This is a genomic window from Octadecabacter antarcticus 307 (assembly GCF_000155675.2).
Classification (GTDB): domain Bacteria; phylum Pseudomonadota; class Alphaproteobacteria; order Rhodobacterales; family Rhodobacteraceae; genus Octadecabacter; species Octadecabacter antarcticus.
This window is the reverse complement of the sequence record NC_020911.1, coordinates 3,743,739-3,769,033: the sequence shown is the minus strand read 5'-3', so window position 1 is coordinate 3,769,033 and position 25,295 is coordinate 3,743,739. Positions and strand designations below refer to the sequence as shown.

The following is a 25,295-nucleotide window of genomic DNA, read 5'->3' as shown; positions in this document are numbered from 1 at the left end:
TTCATGACCGGGCCACCCTGATGCGCGGGTCAAGCCAGTCGCGCAGCCCATCACCGAGCAGGTTGAGGCCAAGCACCATCAATACAATCGCCATGCCGGGGATCAGCGCTGTGTGCGGCGCGATTGACGTCAGCGTTTGCGCGTCCGCCAGCATCCGGCCCCAACTGGCCGTCGGGGGCTGTGCGCCAAGGCCGATGTAGGACAATGCGGCTTCTGCAAGGATGCCAAGTGAGAACTGGATCGTGCCCTGCACGATCATCAGGTTGGTGATGTTGGGCAGGATGTGTTCGATTGAAATGCGCAAGCTGGATTTACCCGCGACCCGCGCAGAGAGAATGAAATCGCGTTCCCAGATTGGCAGCGCGGCGCCGCGCGACAGGCGCGCGAAAACGGGGATGTTGAAGATGCCGATGGCGATGATCGCGTTGATCGCAGAGGGGCCAAAAATGGCAGTGATCAGGATCGCGATCACAAGACTGGGGAAGGCAAAGACGAGGTCGTTGCCCCGCATGATCAGTTCATCCAGCAGCGACCCGCGCCTTGCGGCCGCAAGCAGGCCGAGGGGAACGCCGACACAAATGCCAATGCCCACGGCGAGGACCGCGACGGCGATGGACGTGCGTGCGCCCAACATGATCATCGACAGAATATCGCGTCCGAAGTGATCTGTGCCAAGCCAGTTTGTGACGCTCGGTCGCAGCAGTTTGTTTGGAATATCAAAGGACAGGATATCGTATGGCGTGTAGATGAACGACAGCGCGGCGAGGCCGAGGAAAACCAGTGTTAAGCTGGCGCCTATTAGGATGCTCCGGCTCATGCGCGGCTGCGCAATCTTGGATCAACGGCGGCATAGGCCAGATCGACGGCGAAGTTTACCACGATGACGACAAAGACCAACAACATCACCACGCTTTCCACCACGATCAGGTCACGGGCGGAAATTGATTGAAAAATAAGACGGCCCAGACCGGGGAGGAAGAAGATTTGTTCGATGATAATGCCACCCGCCAGCAGGAACGAAAATTGCAGGCCAATGATTGTGAGGACTGGGATCAGCGCGTTGCGCACCGCGTGCCGCCACAGCGCTTGGCGGCGGGTCAGCCCCTTGGCGCGGGCTGTTCGAATGTAATCTTCGCCCAAATTATCGAGCAAGGACGAGCGCATGATACGGGCAAGAATTGCTGCTTGTGGTAATGCCAGTGCGACGGCGGGAAGGGTCAGGGATTTGAGCGCTAGAAAGGGATTGTCCCAGCCCGGAAACCCACCCGCTGAAAACCAGCGCAGTTTGATCGCAAAGATCAGCACAAGGATCATTGCGAACCAGAAATTCGGGATCGCAACACCGAGTTGCGTGGCCCCCATGATCGACACATCGCCCATGCCACCGCGACGGCTGGCGGCGATGATGCCTGCGGGAAATGCGATGATCGTAGAGATAAACAGCGCATAAATCGCGAGGGGGAGAGAGACCCAAATGCGGTCATTGACCAAGTCCGCGACCGGGGTTTTGTAGGTCCATGAGGTACCAAAGTCACCGGTCAGCATCCCCGTGACCCAATTGAAATAGCGCAAGGGCAGCGGGTCGTTAAGCCCCATCTGTTCGCGCAGCGCCGCAAGCGTGTCGGCGCGGGCATTGACACCAAGCATGAACGACGCCGGATCACCGGGAATAACTTCGATCACCGCAAAAATGACGATGCTGGCCGCAATGAGGCTGAGGGTGAGCGACAGCAGGCGCGATGCGATATAGCGGATCATTCTGGTGATACGTCGCCAAAAAGGGGGCGCTGCCCCGTCCTTCGGACTCCCCGGGATATTTTAGTGACAAAGGTAGGGGGTAGAATGGGGGCGGTGTCTAACGACCGCCCCGCAAAAGTGTTTATCATTGCGACCAAGTGACGCCGGTGAGGTCTACGGCGGCTGTTGGCTGATCAAGCCAGAGGCCGTTCAGACCGGCCTTTGCGACCGTCGGCACGGCGAGCTGGAACAGGTAACCGTTGACGTAATCCTCTGAGATTGTGGTCTGGGCCTTTGCCAACAAATCGCTGCGCGTGGCGGGATCAGTGGTGGCGTTCAACGTGACCATCAACGCCTGAAATTCCGCATTGTCGTATTGGAAATAGTACTCCGGATTGGCGTAGATGCCGATGTCCATCGGTTCTGTGTGCGACACGATCGACAGGCCAAAGTCCTTGCCGGTAAAGACTTCTTCGATCCATTGCGCCCATTCGAGGTTGCTGATTTCAGCCGTGATCCCGACCGCGCGCAGTTGCGACGCGATGATTTCACCGCCGCGCCGCGCGTAGGACGGTGGAGGCAATTTCAGCGTGGTTGCGAACCCGTCAGCAAAGCCCGCCTCAGTGAGTAATTCGCGGGCGCGTTCGGGGTTGTAGGTGCTGTTGGCGATCAGGTCGACATAGTCTGGATTGTGCGGTGCAAAGTGCGTGCCAATCGGCGTACCGTAGCCGAACATCGCGCCGTCAATGATCGCTTGGCGGTCGATTGCGAGCGACACAGCTTGGCGCACCAACACGTTATCAAAGGGTGGCATTTTGTTGTTCATTGACAGGATCGTCTCGCCCTCGGTGTTGCCAACGAGGACTTGAAAGCGTGGATCGGCCTCAAATTGTGGCAGGTTTTCGGGGGCGGGGAAGCCGACAAAGGCGTCAACGTCTTCGGCCATGACGGCTGCGAAGGCTGCTGTGGGATCAGAGATAAAGCGGAACGTGGCCGCTTCCAGCGCTGCGGGTTGTCCCCAGTAGGTATCGTTGCGTGTCAGTTCCAGCCGGTCGCCCTGCACCCAATCGGTGAAGGCAAACGCACCTGTGCCAATCGGGTTTGAGGCAATGTTTTCAATGCTTTCAGGCGCGACGATCACTGCGTCACCCCACGCCATATTGAACAGGAACATGCCGTTGGGCTGGGTCAGCGTGACCGCGACGGATAACGGGTCAATGACCATGACGTCAGCGATATCCGCGAAAAGGCCTTTTTGCGCGTTGATGCTGTCTTCCGCACGTGCACGATCAAGCGAGAATTTCACGTCTTCGGCGTCCATTGTGGTGCCGTCATGGAACGTCACACCGTCGTGGAGCATGAAGGTGTAGGTCAAGCCATCATCAGAAATTTCCCAGCTTTCTGCAAGGCCCGCGACGACTGATCCGTCGGCCATGAACCGCGTCAGACCCTCAAAAACGTTGGAATATAGCACGGAATCAATGGCTTGTGCCGCACCGCCCGTGGGGTCAAGGTTCGGTGGTTCCAACTGGATGGCGACGGTGATGTCGGTTTGCGCGGACGCCATGCTGGCCGTCAGGGCGAGCACGCTGCCCCCCAGAAGAATTGGTAGCAGTTTGGTGAAATGGGTCATATTGATCTCTCCCTATTTAGTCATTTGGCAGCAGTAGTGCGGCCAGACTTCTGGCCATAACCTCTACGCTCACCATCATATCGTCAACGCAGATGTATTCGTCAGGTTTGTGGGCCAGTTCCAGAATGCCCGGTCCGTAGGCCACACAGTTTTTTAGTTTGCCAATCCGGTCGATATGTTTTTGATCGTAGGTGCCGGGGCTGGCGACGAATTGTGCGGGTTTTCCGAGCACGGTCTGGATTTGCCCCGCAATGGTCGCGGCGATGGGCGCGTTGCGGTCGGTCATTGAGGGCAGGACGTGGTTAAGTTCCGTCAACGCATAGTCAAATTTGGCACGGCTGGATTTGAGGCTATTAAGGATACCCGTCACTTCATCGCGCACCATATCGAGCGGTTCTTCGTCCAAAAACCGCCGATCAATTACGATGCGGCACGAATCCGGTACGCAATGGGCTGGCAGGCCAGTAAAATCGTCGGCCTGTTCTTTCTGCCCGCCGTGGATCGAATTGATGTTCATTGTCGATTGCCGCGCGCCTTCGGGGACGACGGGCATATCGGTGCGACGCTGCGCCATTGCGGGAAACAAATCGGTTTCGAATTTGTCCAACACGGCCCCCATGTGGCGCACGGCGCAGTCGCCAAGGAACGGCATTGATCCATGCGCAATTTCGCCGAACGTTTCAATTTCCGCCCACCATCCACCGCGATGCCCAAGGCAAACGCGGTCTTTGTTCAGTGGTTCAGGAATGATGACGTGCTGTACTTTTTTGGGGTCGAAGTATCCCTTTTCGGCAAGGTAGGCGACGCCGCCATAGCCGCCCGATTCCTCATCTGCGGTGCCTGAAATCTCAATCGCGCCATGAAAGTCGGGGTAGGTTTCGATGAAGCTTTCGGCCGCGATGATCGACGTGGCAAGCCCGCCTTTCATGTCGCACGCGCCGCGTCCGTAAATTTTACCATCAATGAGGGCACCGCCGAACGGGTCTGTGGTCCAACCTTTGCCGACTTCGACCACGTCGGTGTGGCTGTTGAAATGCACACATTCGCCAGACTGCGCGCCGTCACGCCGCGCCACGATGTTCCAGCGTGGATATTTTTCACTGTCGCCGGGGGTGCCATGGGCGCGGATCATTTCGGTCATGAAACCGTGCGCGGACAGGCGGCGGTCCAGATAGTCACAAATTTCACGGTAGTTATCACCCGGGGGGTTCAGTGTCGGAATGCGGATCAGATCCTGCGTCAAAGCGATCAGGTCATCACGTTTGTCCGCGATCCGAGCGAGAAGGGGGGCCAGTTCAGTCATGAGACGAGTATTGGCGAGTGCAAGCAGCGCCGCAAGAGGTGGTGTGACAACGGATGGTGATTATTGCGTTGGCAGGTCCGGTGTGCGGATATGGTGGTGCAACATTGCTGCCAGATCGATGCGGGCCCCAAGTCGCGCCGCGAGCAGAAATATACCTGCAAATTTTCGCTGGATCAAAAGCACATCCATCGGCAAGACGGGGGGCACAAATCCATCTTCGAGCAGCGCAAGACCGTCCGCTTGAAGTTGCTGAGGCAGGTCATTTTGATTAAAATCAAGCAAAGCCCCATTCCTGATTGAACCGAACGCGCGGCGGATCATCTGGGCAATTCGAACGCGATGGGCATCCCGCGTGGTGGCATCGAATAACCCGATGTCTTGGGCGGCTTTCATGATGTCATCCATATCATCGCGCAGCCCCGCACGGATCAATGCGCGATATTGGTCGCCAACGAAGGGGGCAATCGTGCGCACGGCCCCAAAGTCCAGCAGAACAATCTGTTGCGTCTCTGGTTTGTACAGATAATTGGCGAAATTGGGGTCGGTTTGCATCAGGCCGAATTCAAATAGTTCGCGCAACGTCAGATCAAGAAGGTTGATGATGATTTGATCACGGACAGGTTGCGTGTCATTTTTTGCATCTTCAATTGCGATGCCGGTCACGTAATCCATCGCAAGGATATCTGGTGTGCACCAGTCTGCTTGCAACGCCGGGACGACAAATTGGGGTGCGTCCATAAGCAGGTTCTGGAATTGCACCAGCTGCGCACCTTCGCGGGCGTAGTCGGTTTCTTCGTGCAGCTGTTTGCGACCTTCCTCAAGATAAGGGGCCAGTTCAAAACCTTTTGGCAGCAGACCCGACATGCGGATCAGTACACCCACATTTGCCACGTCGCTGTCGATGCTATTGGCGACGCCGGGATACTGGATTTTCATCGCCAGATCGCGCCCGTCTTTCAGCTGGGCGCGGTGAACCTGCCCGATTGACGCGGCTGCGATGGGTCGCACATCAAATTTCTTGAATAATTTAAGCCACCCGTCTGGCAGTTGCGCATTTAGAACCTGCTTAAGCTGCGCGGGCGGCATCGGGTGCGCGTCGTTGCGCAGCCGTGTCATGATCTGCGCCAGCTCTGGCGGTAAAAAATCACCTGAATCCATCGACACCAACTGGCCGATTTTCATCGCGGCCCCGCGCATTTTTGACAGCTGGTCCGTGACGCGGGTGATGTTTTTCGGCGTGAGCAGAAGATCCTTCATCATGGGGCGCTGGCCTTTGCCAAGCTGGGTTGCACCGTTCACCACCATGTTTCCCAGAACGCCGAACGTCATCGCGCCCATATGGCCCAGCCGAGACAGCCGCCCTGACGGAATGGCGACTGATCTGTCATCGTTTGATTTATCGTCCATTTGGGCCCCTATTTGTAGGTTTCCCTGCGGTCGCCGAAAACGCGAACCCGCTTGCGCCAGGTCTTATAACTTCCGGCTTTCAGCGTGTCGCGCATCAGCGCTTTGACGTCTTTTTCCCCAAGCCCGTATTCCGCTTGGATGGTCGCAAAACTGACGTGGTCAGACAGCGCCATATGCACGATGTCGCTGATATGTTCTGGACTGAGATTGGATGTTTTCCGCATGGGTTTTAATGGCCCCTGACATCGGGGCGGTCAAACATTTTCGCCCCGTTCGATGGCTTTGAAAAACCGAACCGCGTCGTCACTGATCGCGGCACGTTTTTCATCGTTCATGCGCCCCAAAGTTCGATACGTCATTCCCATGCGTGGATTGCGATTCAGCTTGGCCGCGTTGCGATCCATGAAATCCCAGTACAGATAATTGAACGGGCAGGCGGTTGGTCCGTTTTTGACGGTTGGTTTATAGCGACACGACCCGCAATAATTTGACATCTTGTTGATATATGTCCCGCTGGCGGCATAGGGTTTGCTGCCCATTATCCCGCCATCGGCGAACAACACCATGCCTGTGACATTGGGCAATTCGACCCATTCGTATGCGTCGGCATAAACCAGTAAATACCACTCATTGACCGCGTCAGGATCAAGCCCCGCGATCAGGGCGAAGTTGCCCAACACCATCAGTCGTTGGATGTGATGGGCATAGGCGTTTTGCTTGGTCTCACTGATGCACTGGCGCATGCAATTCATCTGGGTGTCGGCGGTCCAGTAAAATTCGGGTAGCGGGCGTTTGGCATCAAGAAAATTCAACGTCTTATAGTCTGGCATTTTGAGCCAATAAATCCCCCGCACGTATTCACGCCAGCCAAGGATTTGTCGAATGAACCCCTCAACCGCGTTTAGGGGTGCAGCGCCGCCATGATACGCGGCCTCAGCACGTTGGATACATTCAAGCGGGTTAAGCAGACCACAATTGAGATATAGACCTATGTGACTGTGATACATCCAAGGTTCGTCTTGGATCATAGCGTCTTGATAGTCACCAAACTGCGGCAGGCGATCTGTGATGAAGGCATCCAAAGCCAGCAACGCCTGTTCGCGCGTGACCGCAAAATGAAACGGCAGCAGGTCCCCGAAATGATCAGCGAAGTGCGTCGCAACGAGGGTTAAGACGTCTTGTGTGATGGCATCGTGTGGCGCGTGATAGGTTTCTGGAACGACCAGCCCGGTGGCGGGCGGTTTGCGATTTTCGGCGTCAAAGTTCCACTGGCCACCAATCGGTCCATCCTGATCCATCAGGATTGAATATTTACGGCGCATCTCGCGGTAGAAATATTCCATCCTTAGTTGTTTGCGCCCCTCAGCCCACGCCGCGAAATCAGCGGGTGTGCACAAAAAACGATCATCTTCCCGGATCGTGACCGGCAGGCTGAGCGTGTCTGACCAGCGGGTCATTTCATCCTGCAACCGGTATTCGGCAGGGGCGGTGACAATCACTTCGGATATGTTGTGCTGCGCTGCGATTCGCGTCACTTCGCCCAGCAACGATCCTGAGTTTTCGGGGTCGTCATATTTAACGTAGTGAACGCTGTGCCCGTGGTCTGATAGCTGCTCTGCAAAATGGCGCATCGCCGAAAACAATAAGACGATCTTTTTCTTGTGGTGTTTGACATAGGTGGCCTCGGCTCGGACCTCACACATCAACGACACGTCGTCTGCGGTGGCATCGGTAAGGCTCGAAAGCGACCTTGTTAACTGGTCACCAAGGATCAATCGCAGCTTCATACGTTGCCCCATATACACAACAATCGGCTGCCGGAAACCCTACGCGCGGCGGTGTTTTTCTCATCCATTTTCATGGGGCTTGAGATGGCGTTGTGCGGCACAAAATCAACTGACTAAATGTGCGTGCTTTAAGTTTCGGAACCGCCACGCCAGTCTCGATCAACATTTCGCAAATGGATCGACGCAGCGTCCTTCCAAACCAGACCTTGATGCAACCTGCAGTGAAGGTCTGTTATGTGCCCTTCTTTTTAACGTCGCATACGCAACAATCGCTCATACAATTGAACTTGATTCTCAAATCAATTTTGATGGGAAACTATATTTCCTAGCCTAACAAGACGTGGGTTGGTTTGACGTTTGAAAGGGTTGGTTTATGAAAACGTTCAAATTGAAGTTTGTCATAGTCTTCTCTCTAAAGACGAACTTAACGGTATTTTGCCCGCAAACGGCAATCTGTTGCCACCGCACAGAGGGACCTCAGCCAGCGTCTCGTGTGCCAATGCCCGAAGAATCGAGGTGTTCAGAAACCGTTCCTACAAATTCCGCCATCTGGCAAAGCTGGGAAGGGCCGGAGGCTTGGGAAATGGTTGGGTGGCATGCTACCGGCTTTTTGACTCAAACTTTTTTTGTAACGCGCGGGCGTCATAATCGTGTCCCAGCCAGTCTTCGAAATCGTGCCTAGCCGACGTTGCGAAATCATCCAGCAGCATGTCCAAAACCCCGGCTTTGGTCCAGCTCAGGTGGGCGTAGCGCCACGACAACATTTTGCGAGCTTGTTCGAGGGGCTGATTTTCGATTACCAAAAGATACATCACGCTGGCAAGTCCAGTACGGTCAGCGCCGGATTTGCAGTGAAACAAGACCGGTTTTTCAACGCTGCGAAACAGACCAATAAGTGCCTGTAGGTCGCGGCGATTTGGTGCGCTTTGCGATTTCAACGCCACTGTTTCAAGCCGAATCCCGTGGCGCGTGCAGGCTTCTTTTTCCAACAGCGCCCAAGGTGTGGTGGTGCTGCCGCGCAGGGATATAATCGTGTGAATGCCCCGTGCAGTTAGTGCCGGAAATCGTTTGGCTGTCGGATGGTTTGAGCGCCAGACACCAGGTGCAATTTCGAACATGTTGGTCCAGAATTTGCGCAAGAAGCCGTGGTCGAACCAGCGTTCATACAAAACGGCGCGGCGTCGGTTCTCCGGTGATGACAGGTCCGTGCGAAAGGATGCTTTGGTTGCGTCAAAGCGATCTTTCAACTGATTGCTCAATCTGCCCAACTGTGCGCCCCGCGATCCGGTAAAACCTTGGAATGACATAGTGAACAGGGCTGGCGATGACAATAATGTCTTTTCGCGGCCCTTGGCTACGCGTACAAGCCGAACGTAACGTGGAACGACGTCTTCGTGTTGTGAAGGCAAGTGATTGAGGTAGGGACCCTGAAAGACCGCATTCAATACGTTGTCCTAACGGTATTCTTGGGTCTGTTGGGGGCCTTGCCTTATCGGTGGCGGGTGCCGCTGGCGGGGTGGATTGTGGCGTGGATTGTGGCGCCAGTATTGGGGTGGCGGCGCAGGATAAGTGATAACCTAGACCATGTGATGCCAGACCTGCCTAGGGCCAAACGACGTCAGCTTTTGCGATCTGTTCCGAATAATTTGGGGCGGTTGTTCATAGAGTTGTTCTCCCCCAAAGATATGCAGGGCATCGTGGCAAATACGCCGTTCACCGGCGCGGGTGCTGCAGCTTTGAAGGCCGCGATGGCTGACGGAAAGGCCGTGATCTGTGTGTCGGGGCATTTCGGGAACTACGATGTGTTCCGGTCTGCGGTGGTCCAACAGGGTGGCGATGTCGCCGGTCTATATCGCCCGCTCAATAACAAACTGATACATGCGCGCTACATAGCCGCCATTTCTGCTGTTGGTGGCAAGCTGTTTTCGCGGGGCCGTCACGGGTTTGCGGGGATGATCCGACATCTTCAGGGCGGCGGGTTGATGGCGTTGTTGATTGATCAGCACATGTCGCGCGGTGTGCGTCTGTCGTTTTTTGGCGAACCTGCTTACACTGCGCTTTCCGCGGGGCAAATGGCGCTGAAATACGAGGCTTTGTTGTTTCCGGTTTATGGCATCCGTCAGCCTGACGGCCTCAGCTATGTCATTGAGGTTGAGGCTCAGGTGCCGGTAAGCGATGCGACGACAATGACCCAAGCGCTGAATGATAGTCTTGAGGCGCAGGTGCGCGCGCATCCCGAACAATGGCTTTGGACACATCGGCGCTGGAAGGGCCGCACAGCCACCAAGGGTGCTGCAAAGGTGAAAGCCAAATAAAGTCAGCGGTTAAGTTGCCAAAGGGATTATGACGCCGCAACGACGGGGCGGTTGACTGAAATTGCCCGTCTGCTTAGGCACGTATCAACAATTTCAACATTGACGATGTAGACACTGGCGAGGTCCCCTGATTTCCTTACTTCACTCTGTGTATCTGGCGGCAAGCCATGTGACAGCGCCGCTATTTTCGTGGGTGCAGCGCAAAGCGTTGGAGAACGGCAAAGAAGACCCTGCGCGCATACGTGAGCGTTGGGGGGTCGCAGATCGGCCCAGACCAAAAGGGCCACTGGTGTGGCTTCACGCGGCCAGTATTGGCGAAACGCAATCGATCCTGCCACTGGTTTTGGCGCTTCTTGACGCGCGCAAAGACGTCACCGTGCTGATCACATCGACCACCCGCACGTCTGCCGCGCTGCTTGCTGATACGTTACCGCCACGGGCCCTGCACCAAATGGCGCCCTATGACACGGTAAAGGCCAGTCGCGCGTTTTTGAAGCATTGGCAGCCAGACGTCGCGATCTGGATCGAGAGCGAATTGTGGCCAAGGATGCTGCGAGAAGCCGGTGCACGCGCCGTTCCAAGGCTGTTGCTGAATGCCCGCGTGTCGGGCCGAACCGCCCGCCGCTGGGCCCAGTTTCCGGGCTCGGCGCGCGTTGTTTTGTCCAGTTTCGATATGATTAATGTTCAAGAAAAGGCCACGTTCGATGCTCTTTGCGCCATTGGCGTGTCAGGGTCTAAGGTTGTGTTGACGGGATCCCTAAAGAAAGATCGCCCACCGCTGGCGTGTGACGAAGGTGAACTGACCCGCCTGCGCGCAGCGATTGGCGACAGGGCTGTTTGGTGCGCCGCGTCGACCCATTCAGGTGAAGAAGAAATCGTGCTTGCGGCACATCAATCGCACGCAGGCCTGCTGATTCTGGCACCAAGACATCCCGAGCGGGCTGCCGCGATCGCCGACCTTAGCGTGTCTGCGGGTTTCATTACCGCGCAGCGCAGTTCTGGCGATACGATCGTGCTAGACACAAAGGTCTATATCGCCGACACAATGGGTGAACTGGGGCTCTGGTATCGGTTGGCGTCGGTGTCGTTTATTGGCGGATCTTTGGTGCCGGCCAGGGGGCACAATCCATACGAGGCGGCGCAATTGGGGTCGGCCATTCTGCACGGTCCTGATGTAGCGAATTTTGCTGGTATCTACGATGATCTGGATCAATCTGGGGCAGCGCAAACGGTGCGGGATGCGACAACTTTGAGCGAGGCATTAAATCAAAGCGATGCGGCGCACAGGAACATGGCGGCGGCGGCAAAAGCGGTGTTGACCGAAACGTCGGGCGCAACGGACGCCGCTTTGAAAGCCATTCTTGCACACTTAGACTGAACGAAGATCTATCCTGAATTTCGGCGCAGCATGCCGGTATTGCAGGCATATGCCGTCAATTATTGGGATCAATGACGGTTTTTGCGTTCATTCAGGCCTTGGGATTGATCGACGATCATGCAAGGAGCTTCCGTATGCGCGAAAAGGACAAACGGCTCGATTGTGCTTCGTGCCGCTAGGCTGGCTGCGTATTTAGCTGTTCGGTCCAATGCGCAGGTCGCCTAGGCTTTTTTCGAAGGCCTCCATGAAATCCAGCGTGATCTTTGATGGCATCTTATGGATTGGCCTAACGAGTGAGATTTGGTGTGGAATGCTCGGCACAAAGGGGCGAAATTCCAGGTGGTCTCGATAATTGCGTGCGTCAAGCTCGCTGACCACCGATACGCCCACGCCGCGCATGACGAGTTCGCAGGCAGCAGTAAACTGGCGGGTCTCTACAACATATTTTGGCGTCACGCCAAATTTGCGCAATACGTCGGTAAGTGATTGGTAAAAACTGCTATCACGCCGCGTGTGGATCAAGCGTTCAGCCTCAAGGTGTTTCGGTTCTATCTGGTGAAGTTCTGTAAAATGGTGACCCACTGGAAAAATACAGACCGTCCGGACATCAAGCGACATGCTGTCGATCGCAGGGTGGCCACCAAAATTGTCGGTAATTCCACAATCGTATTGTTCACCGATGATCCATTCGAGGATTCGTTCAGGGCGGTCGGGCTCAAGGGTTAGGGTTACATCGGGCCTCTCTTTCAGGAACTCAGTTATAACGGCAGGCAAGTGGCTTGTCGCAAAACCGGGCAAGCATGCGATCCGAAGATGCCCCGCCGTGCGTGCATTCAAATTCTGACTGGTGTCGGTAATATTCTTCATCATCTCTAGAACGCGCGCGATGTCAGGCAGGATGTAGCGCGCCTCTTGCGTGGGGACCAACCGCCCGTTTTTGCGATCCAGAATGGCAAACCCAAGTTCATCAGACAAATCAGCCAGCAATCTGCTGACCGCTGGCTGTGAAATATCCAGATTATGGGCGGCACGTGTCATGGTCCCGTGATCTACGACTGATTTAAGGGCCTCAAGTTGGCGAAGTCTGGGTCGTGTGTTCATAAGTATTGCCTGTTTCACTGGGTTCATAACATTGTGTTATATAAATTCCTCAGGAAATAGTCTTGAATTATGTAATGGCTTAGCTAAAACGTTAGCATCATCAATGCATCGGATTGAAATCTCGATGCGATTCCTGGGAGGAAAACATGAGAAACCTGACAACTGGCGCTTTGATCGCTGGGTCCACAATGTTGTCGCCGTTCGCGGCATACGCACAGACCGAAGTTCAATTTTGGCACGCCTTTACGGGCCGTCTTGGTGAATTGGTTGCGGCACAAGTAGAACAATTCAACGCAGGCCAGGACGATTTTATCGTCGTCGGGTCCCACAAGGGCAACTATTCCGAAACGCTAAACGCTGGCATCGCCGCCTTCCGCGCGGGTGAGCAGCCACAGATTTTGATGGTCTTCGAAGTCGGCACAGCGACGATGATGTCGGCCGAAGGTGCCGTGCGTTCGGTGACCGAAGTCATGGAGGCGTCTGGCGCTGACTTTGACCCTGACGCTTATATCAGTTCGGTCAATGGTTATTATACCAACACGGACGGCGAGATGTTGTCTTTGCCTTTCAATGCATCCACGCCTGTTTTGTGGGTGAACCGCAATGCATTCGAGGCGGCAGGCGTTGACCCTGATACCGATCTGTCCACTTGGCAGAACGTCGGAGAAGTCCTTGGCCAGTTGCAGGACGGTGGTAGCACATGCCCGCTAACGACCGCATGGCAAAGCTGGATTCACCTTGAGAACTTCTCGGCCTATCACGATGTGCCATTCGCCACGCAGGACAATGGTTTTGCAGGCGTCGATACTGAACTGGCGTTCAACGGGCCTGCACAGGTCGCGCATATTTCCGCCATGGGTGAATGGGCACAGGACGGAAAATTCTTCTACGCGGGCCGGCGCAACGAGGGTGGCGCGAACTTCCGCGCGGGCGAATGTGCGTTGTTCACTGAAAGCTCTGCTGGCTATGCCGGCATCAAGGCAGAAGCCGCGTTCGATTTTGACGTGCGCCCGCTTCCGTATTGGGATGGCGTTGGTAACAGCCCACAGAACACCATCATCGGTGGTGCATCTTTGTGGGTGATGGAAGGCCACGAGGCCGCTGAATACGAAGGTGCAGCACAGTTCCTTGCGTTTTTGTCTTCTTCGGATGTTCAGTCCAAATGGCATCAGGACACAGGCTATCTGCCGATTACGACAGCCGCAGCGGACGCAACACGCGCCGCTGGGTTCTATGATGAAAACCTCGGCACCGAAGTGGCCGTCATCCAGATGACCATGAACGAGCCGACGGCGAATTCCAAAGGTCTGCGTTTGGGGTCATTTGACCAAATCCGTGGCATCATCGACGAAGAACTTGAAGCTGTTTGGGTGGGTGACAAAGACGCACAAACCGCCCTCGATAGCGCGGTCGAGCGCGGCAACGTTCTGCTGCGTCGCTTCGAGCAAGCGAACTAATAAAACTAACGAATGGGCGACCAATTCAGGTCGCCCATTCCATTTTTAACGCGGGATGTTATGGAAAAACGGGTCACATTTAAAGGCTGGCTTTTGCCGCTGTGCCTCATCGCGCCGCAGGTCCTCGTGTCAGCGGTGTTCTTTTTCTACCCTGCGGGCCAGGCGATCTATCAATCCTTATTCATCCCCGATCCGTTCGGATTGTCGACGCAATACGTCGGCCTTGGCAATTTTGAATTCTTGTTTTCGGATAGGTTTTACCGCACCTCATTCCTGACGACCGCAATCTTTTCCACCCTTGTGACGCTGGCGTCGATGATCCCCGCGCTGTTTCTGGCAGTTGTTGCGGACCGCCTGATCAAAGGCGCGGGCGTGTACCGCACGATGTTGATCTGGCCGTATGCTGTGGCACCGGCCATCGCGGGCGTTCTGTGGCTGTTCATGTTCAACACGCGCGTTGGCGTTGTGTCATGGTACCTTGGAAATCTAGGTTATGACTGGAACCATGTGCTGAACGGCGGCGAGGCGATGGGGCTGGTCGTCGTCGCGTCCGCGTGGGGGCGCATCAGTTATAACTTCCTATTCTTTTTCGCTGCGCTTCAGGCGATCCCCAAATCGGTGATTGAGGCTGCGGCCATAGACGGCGCACGTTTCTGGAAACGGTTCTGGACAATTGTTTTGCCACTGCTGTCGCCCACGACGTTCTTCCTGCTGGTCGTGAACATCGTCTATGCGTTCTTTGAAACCTTTGGCGTGATCCACACAATCACCAGCGGGGGGCCGCAACAATCCACCACTGTTCTTGTTTATAAGGTCTTCTCGGACGGGTTCGTGGGCCAAGACCTCGGCTCGTCCGCCGCGCAATCGGTGGTCCTGCTGGTTGTGGTCGGTGCCCTGACGATCTTCCAGTTCAAATTCATCGAACGGAGGGTGCACTATTGAACCGTCCTGACAAAACCTATGCGAACGATCCGCCCCCCGGCATGGTCGAAAAACGCGGGGCCAGCCTGTGGTTCAGCCACGTGATTATGATTTTTGGCGTGCTGATCGTGTTCTTCCCGATCTGGCTGGCGTTTGTGGCGTCGACCGTGACGCAGCCTGAAATCGTGCAGCCCCCAATGCCCCTGTGGCCCGGCGATCAGTTTTACAATAACTACCGTGAGGCTTTGGTCTCAGGCGTTAACGTTCCCGTCGCCACCATGCTGTTAAACAGCCTGATCATGGCCATGGGCATCGCAATCGGTAAAATTGTCATCTCGCTGTTGTCCGCCTTTGCGATCGTGTACTTTAAATTCCCCGGAAAAATGATATTCTTCTGGCTCATCTTCCTGACGCTCATGTTGCCCGTCGAAGTGCGCATTGTCCCGACCTACGAAGTCATCGCAGGGTTTGGCATGCTCAACAGCTACGGCGGGCTCATCCTGCCACTGATCGCATCCGCCACGGCGACCTTCCTGTTCCGCCAGTTTTTTATGACTGTGCCCGATGAACTGGCCGAAGCCGCGCGCGTCGACGGCGCATCCCCCATGCGGTTTTTCTGGGACATCCTGTTCCCCATGAGCCGCACAAATATCGCTGCCCTGTTTGTGATCCTGTTTATCTATGGCTGGAATCAATACCTCTGGCCGCTGCTGATAACGACCGATCCCGAAATGAACACTATCGTCATGGGCATCCGTCAGATGTTCCCGTCAGGCGATGATGTGGCAAACTGGCCGGTTATTATGGCGACGTCGATTTTGGCGATGGTGCCCCCAATCATCGTTGTGATCTCAATGCAAAAACTGTTTATCCGCGGTCTTGTGGACAGCGAAAAATAAGGCACCCCAATGGCAACTGTAGACCTCAATGCCGTCAAAAAACGGTTCGGCAGCACGCAAGTCATTCATGGCGTCAGCACGGCGATCGCGGACGGTGAATTCATCGTCATCGTGGGGCCGTCAGGCTGCGGGAAATCCACGTTGTTGCGCATGGTCGCGGGTCTTGAATCCGTGTCCGATGGCGAGATTAAGATCGGTGGTAACCGCGTGAATGAATTGGAACCAATGGACCGCGACATCGCCATGGTGTTCCAGAACTACGCGCTTTATCCGCATATGTCGGTGCGTGAAAACATGGGCTACGGGCTGAAGATCGCTAAACTTCCCAAGGCTGAAATTGACGAAAAGGTGCAAGCCGCTGCCAAGCTTTTGCAGCTTGAAGACTATCTTGATCGCCGTCCGCGCGATCTGTCGGGTGGGCAACGCCAACGGGTCGCGATGGGGCGTGCGATTGTGCGCGAACCGGCTGTGTTCCTGTTCGACGAACCGCTGTCGAATTTGGATGCCAAACTGCGTGTGCAGATGCGCCTTGAAATCCGTGACCTGCAAAATCGCCTTGGCATCACGTCGCTATACGTCACCCACGATCAGGTTGAAGCCATGACAATGGCGGATCGGATGATCGTGATGAATGCGGGCCGCGCTGAACAAATTGGCACACCGCTTGAGGTCTATGAACGTCCGCAAACCCTGTTCGCCGCGCAGTTCATCGGAAGTCCGTCGATGAATGTTCTCGATGGGTCGATTGCGAATGGCACCCTAAAAATTGGGGATGCAACTGTGCCTGCGAACCTCAGTGCAGCGGGGCCTGTGACGGTCGGAATTCGGCCTGAACACATTATTCCCGATTCCGATGGACCGCTGTCAATGACAGTGCAAATGGGCGAACCTCTTGGTGCGAATACTCTGTTTCACGGTCGAATTTCGGGCAAAAGTGATGCGTTTACGGTCAGCCTTGGCGGCGTCCACCATGCGGTCACAGGTGACATAATTCGCTTTGGCGTTGATCCAAAGAACCTGCATTTTTTCGATCCGAGAACCGGTGAACGGCTGCCAGATCAATAATAGCGGCCACAACGACGTATTTTCTGCGTGGTTCAGTTGCTGCTTTTGAAGCCCCAACCCTTGGCGCGCGATGCACCGCCTGAGCTCGGCTTTGGGCACTTAGCCTAGCTTCTACATAGATTATTTAACGGCAGCCGCTCCGCAGTCCGCGGCGATTTCAACTGATCGACGCAACACATGCATCGAAACGTTCTGCGGGAGCCTGGTTTCCCAGCGTCATACGAGGTCGCTCATTGGGCTGCCTTGCGATGGCACTCGGCTTTGCTTGGCTATGTATCGACAAATCAGTGCCTTTTGGGACGTACTGCCACAGCAGACGGTTGGTATTTTCGTTTGTGCCACGTTGTCACGCATTGCCCCTTTGTCGCCGTGAAGGGATCGCCGAGAGCTTGTACACCAATTGGTCCAAAGACTTCATTGAAGCCGGGAAGAAGCAATTATCTGACGACACAAATCGTCAAGCAACGTCAAGCAACGCCACCGGCTTGAAGCTTGAAGCGTGCGATCTGAAGGAAGTTATCGCGGAGCAGACGCTCGAACTGCGCCTGCTCAAAAAAGCATGCTCAAAAAAGCATGCTCGGGAATGGTGCGACCCAGAATGAGATATCCTGCAGAGGAGACGCTTGAGATCATTAAGTTGTTCAAGGGATCACATCTGCCTGTCAAACGCACCTTGGCGAAGCTGGGCGTATCTCGCCCAACCGCTTAAGGTTTACACGATCTCCGGCGCCGCATCACAGTGATCAACTGGTTCACGAGACCAAGGCCGATGGCGATGTATCTGAGAAGCGTTTGTCGGACAGCCGCCTGAGCGGGCTGCGGACCTGGTCCAGATTTAGCTCTGAGGCCGCTGGCGTGCCACTTAAAGCTAATTCTGCGGCGTGATATCCGCGACAATTCGTCCGTCTTCTAATGTGATGATCCTGTCTGCCATCTCAAGAATGCGAGGATCGTGTGTTACCATCACAGTCGTCGTTCCGCGCGATTGTCCAAGTGATTTGAGCAGCGCGACGACAGTGTGACCGGACGCTTTGTCGAGCGCGGCTGTCGGTTCATCGGCCAAGACAATCTCGGGATTTGGCACCAGCGCACGCGCCACCGCGACCCGCTGTTTCTGACCGCCAGACAGGTTGCCGGGCATGTAGTCACGCCGATCCGACAGACCGAGGAGACCAAGCATATGATGCGCCGCTTTGCGTTGTTTGGCGGCATTGCCTTTGCCGTGGACCTGCAAACCCATCAACACATTCTGCGTCGCTGTCAGGCTTTCGTGCAGGTTATGGGCCTGAAAGATAAACCCCAACCGTTGGCGTAAATGCACCAGTGCTGTTTCATCCGCGCCGTTCAGTTCGTTGGCTAGAACACCGACGCTCCCATCTTGGACGTCGCGCAACGCGCCGATCAATGTGAGCAACGTGGTTTTGCCTGATCCCGAAGGGCCCATCAGGATTGTCAGGCTACCCGCTGCTATTGTCAGATTGATGTCAAATACCACCTGCTTTCGCGCTTCACCGGCGCCAAAAAAGTGATTGAGGCCGCGCACTTGGATCGGGTCGTGTTCGGCCATCAGAACAAGTCCGCTGGGTCGGCATGGGCCAGCCGCCGCGTGGCGATTGCGCCCGATATAGTGCAGGCCGCCAGTGTGCCGAAAAATACAAGGAGCGCGCGCCCAACGTCCATTTCAACTGGTAATCCGGTGGCGGCAACCAGCGCTGCATAAAGCCCGATCGACACGATCAATCCAGGGATGAACCCAAAGACTGCAAGCACGATAGCCTCTTCGAACACGATGCCGAGAAAGAATGACTGCCCGTATCCCATGGCTTTGAAGGTCGCATATTCACCAAGGTGGTCGGCCACGTCGGTGGACAAAACCTGATAGACTATGACCAGCCCCACAAGGATGCCCATGAACACACCGAAACCGAAAATGATGCCGGTCGGTCGCTGCGTCGACATGAACGCCAGATCCGCCTTTGCGGCTGCTTGCGCTGTCTGCACTTTGACGCTTTCGGGCGGAAGCACGGCGCGCAAGCGTTGTGCGACTGTTTCAGTGGAAACACCATCGGCGACATGGATCAAAATATGATCAGGGGCGCCACTGCTGCGCGTCGGGAAGAACCGCAAAAAACTTTGATCGGACGTCACCAACATGCCATCCGCCAAGAACCCGCCACCGACCTCCATTGTTGCGACGGCCACAAGGGTACGACCATTTGCTTCGAACGGGTAGACGTCACCGTCTACGATACCTTCAACAACAGATGTCGGAATACCGCGCGTGTCTTGGTCCAGAATGACTGTGTTTTCGATCGTAAGTTGACCCATTGACTGCGCGATGGAGGGGACGACAAACGTGGTCTGCGTGGCGTCCAACCCAAATACCAGAAGCGAAAGCGAACTCCTGTCGTTGAGCGTGAACGGCAGGTTGCCGATATAAATCGGCGTGGCATCGGCAACACCCGAAACCGCAAGTGCGCGAAACATCCACACCTGGGCGATGTTATCGCTATCGGTCAGGGTATTTCCGGAGTCAGAGGACACGATAATATCTGCGTCCAGCATCGCGTAGGGCGCGATGGTCGAGTTGTTGAGCGCCCCCATGATCCCCAATCGCATGAACACCAAAAGGTTTGCAAACGCGACACCGGACACGGCTGCGATAAATCGCCCTTTGCTGTGCGTTAATTGCAACCAGCCTATCGGCAGGCGACCGAATAAATAAGTGAGCAGCCTGCTCATTCTGATCGGCCCGCATCAATCCTGACGATAGCTTCAAGGTTGGTGAAAGTGCGCGCACGTTCAGACGATGGGGCATCAAGTATTACAATGACATCCACTACACGAGCATCTGTATTGGCCGCTGGATCGCTTGACGTGATCGATTGGCGTCCGATTTCAAGCCCTATGGCTGATACGACGCCCGTCAAATCCTGTGACAATGCGGCTGTTGAGATGACAACGGGGTCGCCAATCGTGACCCGCCCGATCAGGGTTTGATAGACTTCGGCCTCCACCGTCATGCGCGATGTGTCGCCCAGATCAATCATGCCACCGCTCGGGGGGCTTTCCCCGACACGCGCATTGATATCGAGCACCGTGGCGCGTTTGGGCGCGCGCACATAGGCGCGTCCCAGATCAAGTTCGGCGCGGTTCAAATCGGCGCGTGCAGCTGCGAGATTGGCTTGCGCGACGGCGATGTCGGCCTGAACGATTTGTGACCCGGTTTCGTAGCGTGAAAGCGTGGCAATGGCGCGCACTTCATCGCGCTGCGTCTCAGAGGCGCGGGCGATAATCTGATCGAATGCTGCGCGCGTCGTAACGCCCCGCTCAAACAACGACGTCGTGCGTTCCAAATCCGCATGAGCCGCGATCGCAGTTGCTTGCGCACGCTCAAGTGACGCCTGCGCCTCCGCACGACTTGCGATGATCGCTGCGCGGGTTTGCACAAGGTTGGCGTCGCGCACTGTTACATTTGCATTCGCGGACGCCACCGCGCTTTGGAGTTGGGGCAGATTATCAAGCACCGCGAGGATGTCGCCCGCATCAACAACATCACCGACTGATACACGAATTTCGGCAATACGTGCGTCACCAGCTCCCGATGGCGTCGCAACACTCGAAACATCGCCAAACGGAATAATACGCCCCAGCGCCACGACGTCGCCTTCGCTCAACACAGCGACCTGTTCTTGCGTCTGAACTTGCGCAATCGCCAGCGCGATGGGCGTCTGCGTTCCGGCCCCGGCTTCTAACCCCGTCGCGTTGAAAAACACCCGCAGTCCGGGCGGTTGGAAATACATGCCAATGACAGCCCCCGTGAACAGCGTGACAAAGACCAGGGGAACGACAAACCAATACGACCAAATCGTGGTGCTGCGCGCTATGCGTTCAATAGGTTTGGCAGTGCCGTTATCATCCAGTGGCAAAGCAATTGTTGACGTCGGTTGGTCAGACATTGGCTTGTTCTTTCATGGTCAAGACGGCGCAGAGTTCAGTTGGCGCCAAGGCGGGGAACTGCGCCGATTGAAGATCACACAAGGACGCCGCGGCTGTCAAACGAGTCACTGTCATCTCGTTTGACAGAGCGCTTGGTTGACGGCCTCTGGATGAGTGTCACCGCTTCATAAGATCAGCTGGTTGGGGTGTTTTTGAACGTGGCGGATTTACCTTTCTCGCCAGTGATCTGGTTTGTGCATCAACACGATAAGCCACCGCTGAAGTGGAATCATTGCGACGATAGCGCACCATCGGGATCGCCGTCCCGGCGATGCAGGCATCACCTGCCGGCAAGGGTGGCCCGCGTGCTGACATGGTCGCAGGCTTCGTATTCCGTGACGGGCAATCCCATCAAGGCTTCTAAGTCCAACATAAGACGCGCACCAATGGTTTGGTTGTGGCCGCGCAGTTTGTCGCACTGACGCTCAAAGCACCTCTGTTGCGATGTGCATTTAGATCATCAAAGCTGTCATAGCGCGGTGCCGGTGCTCGGAGGCTGCGGCGCGTATATCCGCGACCGTCGACGATGAGTTGACACCAAGTGCGCGCTTGCTGAACGTTGCGCAGCAGTCGGCGGGCAAATATCCCGAGGGCCTCGCGATCCAGCATATCGCGAACGGACACGCTAGAATACGGCAACGCAAAGGACTAAAACGCCTGTAAAAGGCGGTCGGCTTGGGCAAATATCCTGGGTCTGACTACTGATCTTGTTCGAGCAAGGAGGCGACTTCACCTAGAAGCTGTTCGTGAAAGGCACTCTCAGTTTTGCCATCCGTGGGTCCACGTTCCAACGCCTGCGCCAGTTCAAAAAAGCCCTTACCGGGGAGTTGATCCTCACCACGGCTGACGACACGCGCTGCGATAAAGGCCGCCCCAGTGATCGCATCCTCGCGCATGGTAGCCTCCAGTGCCTTGGTTATTTTTGCGATGGACCCCGGTGCCCAATGGCCAAGCGCGCGTGCAAGCTTGCCGTAGGTAATCGGCACTTTGTCTTCGGACAGGGTCTGGAGATATCGGCGAACTTGGTCAGCCAGCGTTTCCCCGACGGTGGCTTCGGTGGGCCGTGAACGGGGGGGCGGCACTTCGCGCGCGGTGCCATCCGATAACACTTCTGCCGACCAAGCCCTGACCGGCGTTCGCACCGTAACCCGCGTCTTTCCGGCATCCGTATCTGTGCCGATTTCGGACCTGCTGACGATGTCCCCGTTGCGCATTCCCGCGCGCAAGGTATCCGGCGTTAGGCCAAGACGCGGCGCGAGGTATTCGGGGTCTATAATGACCTGTCCGTCGTCCCAGTCGATGGTCCCGGGTGGCAGTGGCCGGTTCAACGTCGGAGACGTCCCCTGCGCACCCTCGTAGAAAGGATTGGTTCCAGCATCGTGGTCCGTAAGATCTATGATTTCACCAATTGCCGGAAGGCCTGCACGCAGCATGGTTTCTATGCCCTGACGCAACGTGGCGGATGACGCAGCACATCCCTGACAGCCGCCAGACATCCGCAGATAGACATCACTGTTCTCAACGCGCTCAACGGCGACACTGCCACCGTGGCTGGCAATCGCTGGGTTCGCCTCGCTGTCGAGCAGATCAGCGACGGCCAGAAAAAGCAGCGCATCTTCACCTTTAGGCGCTTCGCTCCGTTGTCCCAATGGCAAGGCTTCACGTTCCAGAACATCCCGAATTGCAGCCGCAATTGGGGCTTTCAATGCGGACCAATCCACATCCGCGCTGCGACTTACATAGATTGAAGCGCCGTCAACCTCGACACGCTGCACACCCGAAATGGCAAATAATGCCCGCGCCAGCGGGGCGTCCGCGCTTGCATCGTCGTAGCAGACTGATGTGCTGTCTTGGACGGGTGCGTCAAGAATAAAGCGCAGTGTTTGCGGGTCTTTTACCGCGGGCTGTACCCGAATGCGGCGGCGCGTTGCAGCTTCAGACATCCTCAACCTCTACGCTTTGCATGGCGCGAAGGGCTTTGAATGTATAAATGCCAGTGCTGTGCCCGTCGCTGAAAGCCAGCCCAAGGCCGTAATTTCCAAGGCTCCATATCCGTGTCGGCGCAATAGATTGAGGCACGCTGGAGGGATCAAGTATGGCCGCGCCGCTCATCTCGTCGCGACAAGCTGCACAGCGGCAATTCAGCCGAAGATCGCGCGACCCGATTGTTTGTTCATACCCGTCCTGCCAGCGGATCGTCAGCCCAATTTCGTCGTGATCAAGTGCGACAGGCACGTCAGCGGCGCCACCATAGCTCAACGGGGCCGCTTCGGCAGGTTGTCCCGTACCCTCGGACACATGCCAATCAAACGGCAACGCAAGACCGCCCCTCGCGGAACTGCCGCCGACCAGCGCCTCGGCGATTTTGACATAGACCAATGCAGCCGCGCTGTTTGGATGGGTGATAACCATTGGTTTGCCGGCATCGCCTGAGTCTACAATTTCAGGTTCGAGCGGCACCGCACCCAAGAAAGGCACACCGATTTCGCGCGCGATAGCTTCGCCGCCGCCCTTACTGAAGATATGCGTGACTTCACCGCAGGACCCGCAGGCAAAGCCGCTCATGTTCTCTACGATTCCAAGGATCGGGACGTTCACCTGTTGCATCATACGCAGGCCGCGTCGCGCGATTTTCAGACTGACATCCTGCGGCGTGCTGACCACGACAGCACCGGTCAGCGGAAACGCCTGTGCAAGTGTCAGCTGAATATCACCGGTTCCCGGGGGCAGGTCCAAAAGCAACACATCCAGTTCGCCCCACTCGACCTGAGCGACAAACATTTGCAGGTATTTGGTCACCATCGGACCGCGCAGGATAGCAGGGCTGTCATCGTCCGACAGCATCGCCATCGACATGACCTTAACGCCGAAGGCCTGCGCCGGGATCACTTTTTTGTCCGGTGACATGGCAGGCGGGCGATTGCCCGCAATGCCGAGCATTCCCGGAATGGACGGCCCGTAAATATCAGCATCAACAACGCCGACCTTCAGCCCCATCTGGGCCAATGCCACAGCGATGTTGGTTGTTACGGTTGATTTACCGACACCGCCCTTACCACTGCTGATTGCGATAAGCTTGCGTTCGCTTTTCCCGCCCTGTTGGCCGGACTCTGCTGCTTTTGCGTTCGTGTCTTGTTGCGTCATTGCGCGCGACCTTTTCTGATTTCATTCGATAGAATTGGTGGGTGTGGCACAACATCGCCACTGCCAAAGTTCACGCAAAGTTTGCCAAAGTCGTCAGGCGCCAGTTCTGCCGCGATACAGGCGCAATAGCCCCCGCCGTTTGATGATTTGTAATGCGTACAGGCTTTGCACGTGCCGAACGCCTGCGCCCCTTTCAGTCCCGCGAGGGTTTCGGACAGGTGCGACAGAGTTGCCAAAAACGCTGCGCGTTCTTTCGGTTTGATGAGGTCTATCACCGACATTAAATCTGCCAGCGGGTCTGCGTTAAGGGTTTCTTGGCCCTGCTCTGTAATCTCGAGGCGAACGCTCCTGCCATCACGATCAGAACGAAACCGCGCAAGAAGCCCTTTCTCCTCAAGGGTTTTGATGGTCTGGGACGCCGTTCCCCGCGTGGTAACCTGAAAGCTGGCGAACGCGGATGGTGTGCGCGACACGCGGTTGGCGCGCGCAAAGAACCGCAGGCAAGTCCATTGCGCCGCAGTCAGGGGGGACGCCAAGTCCTCACCACGCGAAGAGCGCCCTATATGGATGAGGAGTTCGGCGATTTCGTCAGAGCCGCTTGATGTATATGTCATGGTTTTTTGATAGCGAAATCGAACTAGTTACGCAATACAAGATCACTTATTTTTGATATGATATAGGCTAGGGTTTTAGATTTGACAGACACGGAAAACCCATTGCGGTTCTGGCTCGATTGGCGCGCGCTGGGATCGCCGGGTGGAAAGAACAATCGGTAAGTGTAAAAGTTCTTCCAGACTACAGTGGCGCGATGCACATCATCGAAACCTTATAGCGCAGGGCGGTGCCACGATCCCGCGTACTACCCAGAAAGGCAGCAGCATGATGACAGGCACGCCAACATTCCACGGCCAACCCCTGAACTGCAGCTCATTCAGGGCCAATAGCGGCTAGTCTGCAGCGCAATTGATGCGGTTCAGCGCGCCTGAATTGCACGAAACGCGGCACGTAAACATAAGTGCAGGTCCCACAGATCAGCGCCAGAATCACACAAACTCACCACCGTGCATCAATCAGGCAGGGCTCGCTTCACGCTTTCCCCGTTGGTCTCATAAAGACCCTGCCGCTTCCTCCTAGTCATGCTTCCCAACG

At 55.9% G+C, this 25,295-nt stretch carries 21 protein-coding genes and 2 pseudogenes; 7 read left to right on the top strand and 16 right to left on the bottom strand.

The window, feature by feature from the left end; translation table 11 throughout:
- Window position 1: 1 nt before the first annotated feature.
- The 8 genes from OAN307_RS19210 to OAN307_RS19175 form a co-directional block, all read right to left on the bottom strand.
- Window positions 2-817 carry an ABC transporter permease gene (locus OAN307_RS19210; RefSeq protein WP_015501216.1) on the bottom strand — a complete coding sequence of 272 codons (816 nt, stop codon included), beginning with the start codon at window positions 815-817 and terminating at the stop codon, window positions 2-4.
- Window positions 814-1,758: an ABC transporter permease gene (locus OAN307_RS19205; RefSeq protein WP_015501215.1), complete on the bottom strand. Its 945-nt coding sequence runs from the start codon at window positions 1,756-1,758 to the stop codon at window positions 814-816. Before OAN307_RS19205 ends, OAN307_RS19210 begins: the two co-directional genes overlap by 4 nt.
- Window positions 1,759-1,882: 124 nt before the next feature.
- On the bottom strand, window positions 1,883-3,370 hold the full coding sequence (locus tag OAN307_RS19200) for an ABC transporter substrate-binding protein (RefSeq protein WP_015501214.1): 1,488 nt from the start codon (window positions 3,368-3,370) through the stop codon (window positions 1,883-1,885).
- Between the two features lie 16 nt (window positions 3,371-3,386).
- On the bottom strand, window positions 3,387-4,673 hold the full coding sequence (locus OAN307_RS19195) for an acetylornithine deacetylase/succinyl-diaminopimelate desuccinylase family protein (RefSeq protein ID WP_015501213.1): 1,287 nt from the start codon (window positions 4,671-4,673) through the stop codon (window positions 3,387-3,389).
- Between the two features lie 60 nt (window positions 4,674-4,733).
- Entirely contained in the window at window positions 4,734-6,080 is a 1,347-nt protein-coding gene (locus tag OAN307_RS19190; RefSeq protein WP_015501212.1) for an ABC1 kinase family protein, read from the bottom strand.
- A gap of 8 nt (window positions 6,081-6,088) precedes the next feature.
- Entirely contained in the window at window positions 6,089-6,304 is a 216-nt protein-coding gene (locus OAN307_RS19185) for a DUF2805 domain-containing protein (RefSeq protein ID WP_044044032.1), read from the bottom strand.
- A gap of 30 nt (window positions 6,305-6,334) precedes the next feature.
- Entirely contained in the window at window positions 6,335-7,867 is a 1,533-nt protein-coding gene (locus OAN307_RS19180) for a cryptochrome/photolyase family protein (protein ID WP_015501211.1), read from the bottom strand.
- Between the two features lie 599 nt (window positions 7,868-8,466).
- On the bottom strand, window positions 8,467-9,276 hold the full coding sequence (locus OAN307_RS19175; protein ID WP_245540899.1) for a phosphatase domain-containing putative toxin: 810 nt from the start codon (window positions 9,274-9,276) through the stop codon (window positions 8,467-8,469).
- On the opposite strand from OAN307_RS19175, the gene OAN307_RS19170 reads away from it, so the two are divergent.
- Together OAN307_RS19170 and OAN307_RS19165 are read left to right on the top strand one after the other, a co-directional pair.
- Window positions 9,277-10,182, top strand: coding sequence for a lysophospholipid acyltransferase family protein (locus tag OAN307_RS19170; RefSeq protein WP_015501209.1), 906 nt, complete (start codon window positions 9,277-9,279; stop codon window positions 10,180-10,182).
- Window positions 10,183-10,351: 169 nt separating this feature from the next.
- Window positions 10,352-11,560: a 3-deoxy-D-manno-octulosonic acid transferase gene (locus tag OAN307_RS19165; protein ID WP_015501208.1), complete on the top strand. Its 1,209-nt coding sequence runs from the start codon at window positions 10,352-10,354 to the stop codon at window positions 11,558-11,560.
- Between the two features lie 192 nt (window positions 11,561-11,752).
- Here OAN307_RS19165 and OAN307_RS19160 read toward each other — a convergent pair whose 3' ends face one another.
- Window positions 11,753-12,661 (bottom strand): LysR family transcriptional regulator, encoded by a 909-nt coding sequence (locus OAN307_RS19160; protein WP_044044991.1) that lies wholly within the window; start codon window positions 12,659-12,661, stop codon window positions 11,753-11,755.
- A gap of 146 nt (window positions 12,662-12,807) precedes the next feature.
- Between OAN307_RS19160 and ugpB the strand changes: the two genes are divergently transcribed.
- The 4 genes from ugpB to OAN307_RS19140 are packed head-to-tail and all read left to right on the top strand — an operon-like array spanning window position 12,808 to window position 17,003.
- Window positions 12,808-14,118, top strand: coding sequence for a sn-glycerol-3-phosphate ABC transporter substrate-binding protein UgpB (gene ugpB / locus OAN307_RS19155; RefSeq protein WP_015501206.1), 1,311 nt, complete (start codon window positions 12,808-12,810; stop codon window positions 14,116-14,118).
- Between the two features lie 60 nt (window positions 14,119-14,178).
- Window positions 14,179-15,060 carry a sn-glycerol-3-phosphate ABC transporter permease UgpA gene (gene ugpA / locus OAN307_RS19150; protein WP_044044030.1) on the top strand — a complete coding sequence of 294 codons (882 nt, stop codon included), beginning with the start codon at window positions 14,179-14,181 and terminating at the stop codon, window positions 15,058-15,060.
- Between the two features lie 41 nt (window positions 15,061-15,101).
- Window positions 15,102-15,938, top strand: a complete 837-nt coding sequence (gene ugpE / locus OAN307_RS19145) for a sn-glycerol-3-phosphate ABC transporter permease UgpE (protein ID WP_044044990.1) — start codon at window positions 15,102-15,104, stop codon at window positions 15,936-15,938.
- A gap of 9 nt (window positions 15,939-15,947) precedes the next feature.
- Window positions 15,948-17,003, top strand: a complete 1,056-nt coding sequence (locus tag OAN307_RS19140; protein WP_015501203.1) for a sn-glycerol-3-phosphate import ATP-binding protein UgpC — start codon at window positions 15,948-15,950, stop codon at window positions 17,001-17,003.
- Window positions 17,004-17,160: 157 nt separating this feature from the next.
- Here the strand turns inward: OAN307_RS19140 and OAN307_RS28420 are convergent.
- Window positions 17,161-17,349: pseudogene (locus tag OAN307_RS28420) on the bottom strand (IS30 family transposase); the annotation flags it as partial.
- A gap of 13 nt (window positions 17,350-17,362) precedes the next feature.
- Here OAN307_RS28420 and OAN307_RS30370 point away from each other — a divergent pair.
- Window positions 17,363-17,706, top strand: a pseudogene (locus OAN307_RS30370) (IS3 family transposase); the annotation flags it as partial.
- A 165-nt stretch (window positions 17,707-17,871) separates the two neighbouring features.
- On the opposite strand, the gene OAN307_RS19130 reads toward OAN307_RS30370, so the two are convergent.
- From OAN307_RS19130 to OAN307_RS19095, 6 genes are all read right to left on the bottom strand, one after another.
- Window positions 17,872-18,570: an ATP-binding cassette domain-containing protein gene (locus OAN307_RS19130; protein ID WP_015501202.1), complete on the bottom strand. Its 699-nt coding sequence runs from the start codon at window positions 18,568-18,570 to the stop codon at window positions 17,872-17,874.
- Window positions 18,570-19,745, bottom strand: a complete 1,176-nt coding sequence (gene devC / locus OAN307_RS19125; RefSeq protein ID WP_015501201.1) for an ABC transporter permease DevC — start codon at window positions 19,743-19,745, stop codon at window positions 18,570-18,572. Before devC ends, OAN307_RS19130 begins: the two co-directional genes overlap by 1 nt.
- Entirely contained in the window at window positions 19,742-20,962 is a 1,221-nt protein-coding gene (locus OAN307_RS19120) for an HlyD family efflux transporter periplasmic adaptor subunit (RefSeq protein WP_015501200.1), read from the bottom strand. The genes devC and OAN307_RS19120 overlap by 4 nt, the downstream gene beginning before the upstream one ends.
- A gap of 738 nt (window positions 20,963-21,700) precedes the next feature.
- Window positions 21,701-22,945, bottom strand: a complete 1,245-nt coding sequence (locus OAN307_RS19105; RefSeq protein ID WP_015501197.1) for a DUF6522 family protein — start codon at window positions 22,943-22,945, stop codon at window positions 21,701-21,703.
- Window positions 22,938-24,146 carry a P-loop NTPase gene (locus tag OAN307_RS30800; protein ID WP_015501196.1) on the bottom strand — a complete coding sequence of 403 codons (1,209 nt, stop codon included), beginning with the start codon at window positions 24,144-24,146 and terminating at the stop codon, window positions 22,938-22,940. Before OAN307_RS30800 ends, OAN307_RS19105 begins: the two co-directional genes overlap by 8 nt.
- The gene (locus OAN307_RS19095) at window positions 24,143-24,760 is read right to left on the bottom strand and encodes a MarR family winged helix-turn-helix transcriptional regulator (protein ID WP_015501195.1); all 618 of its coding nucleotides are present in this window, start codon (window positions 24,758-24,760) and stop codon (window positions 24,143-24,145) included. The genes OAN307_RS30800 and OAN307_RS19095 overlap by 4 nt, the downstream gene beginning before the upstream one ends.
- Window positions 24,761-25,295 lie beyond the last annotated feature (535 nt).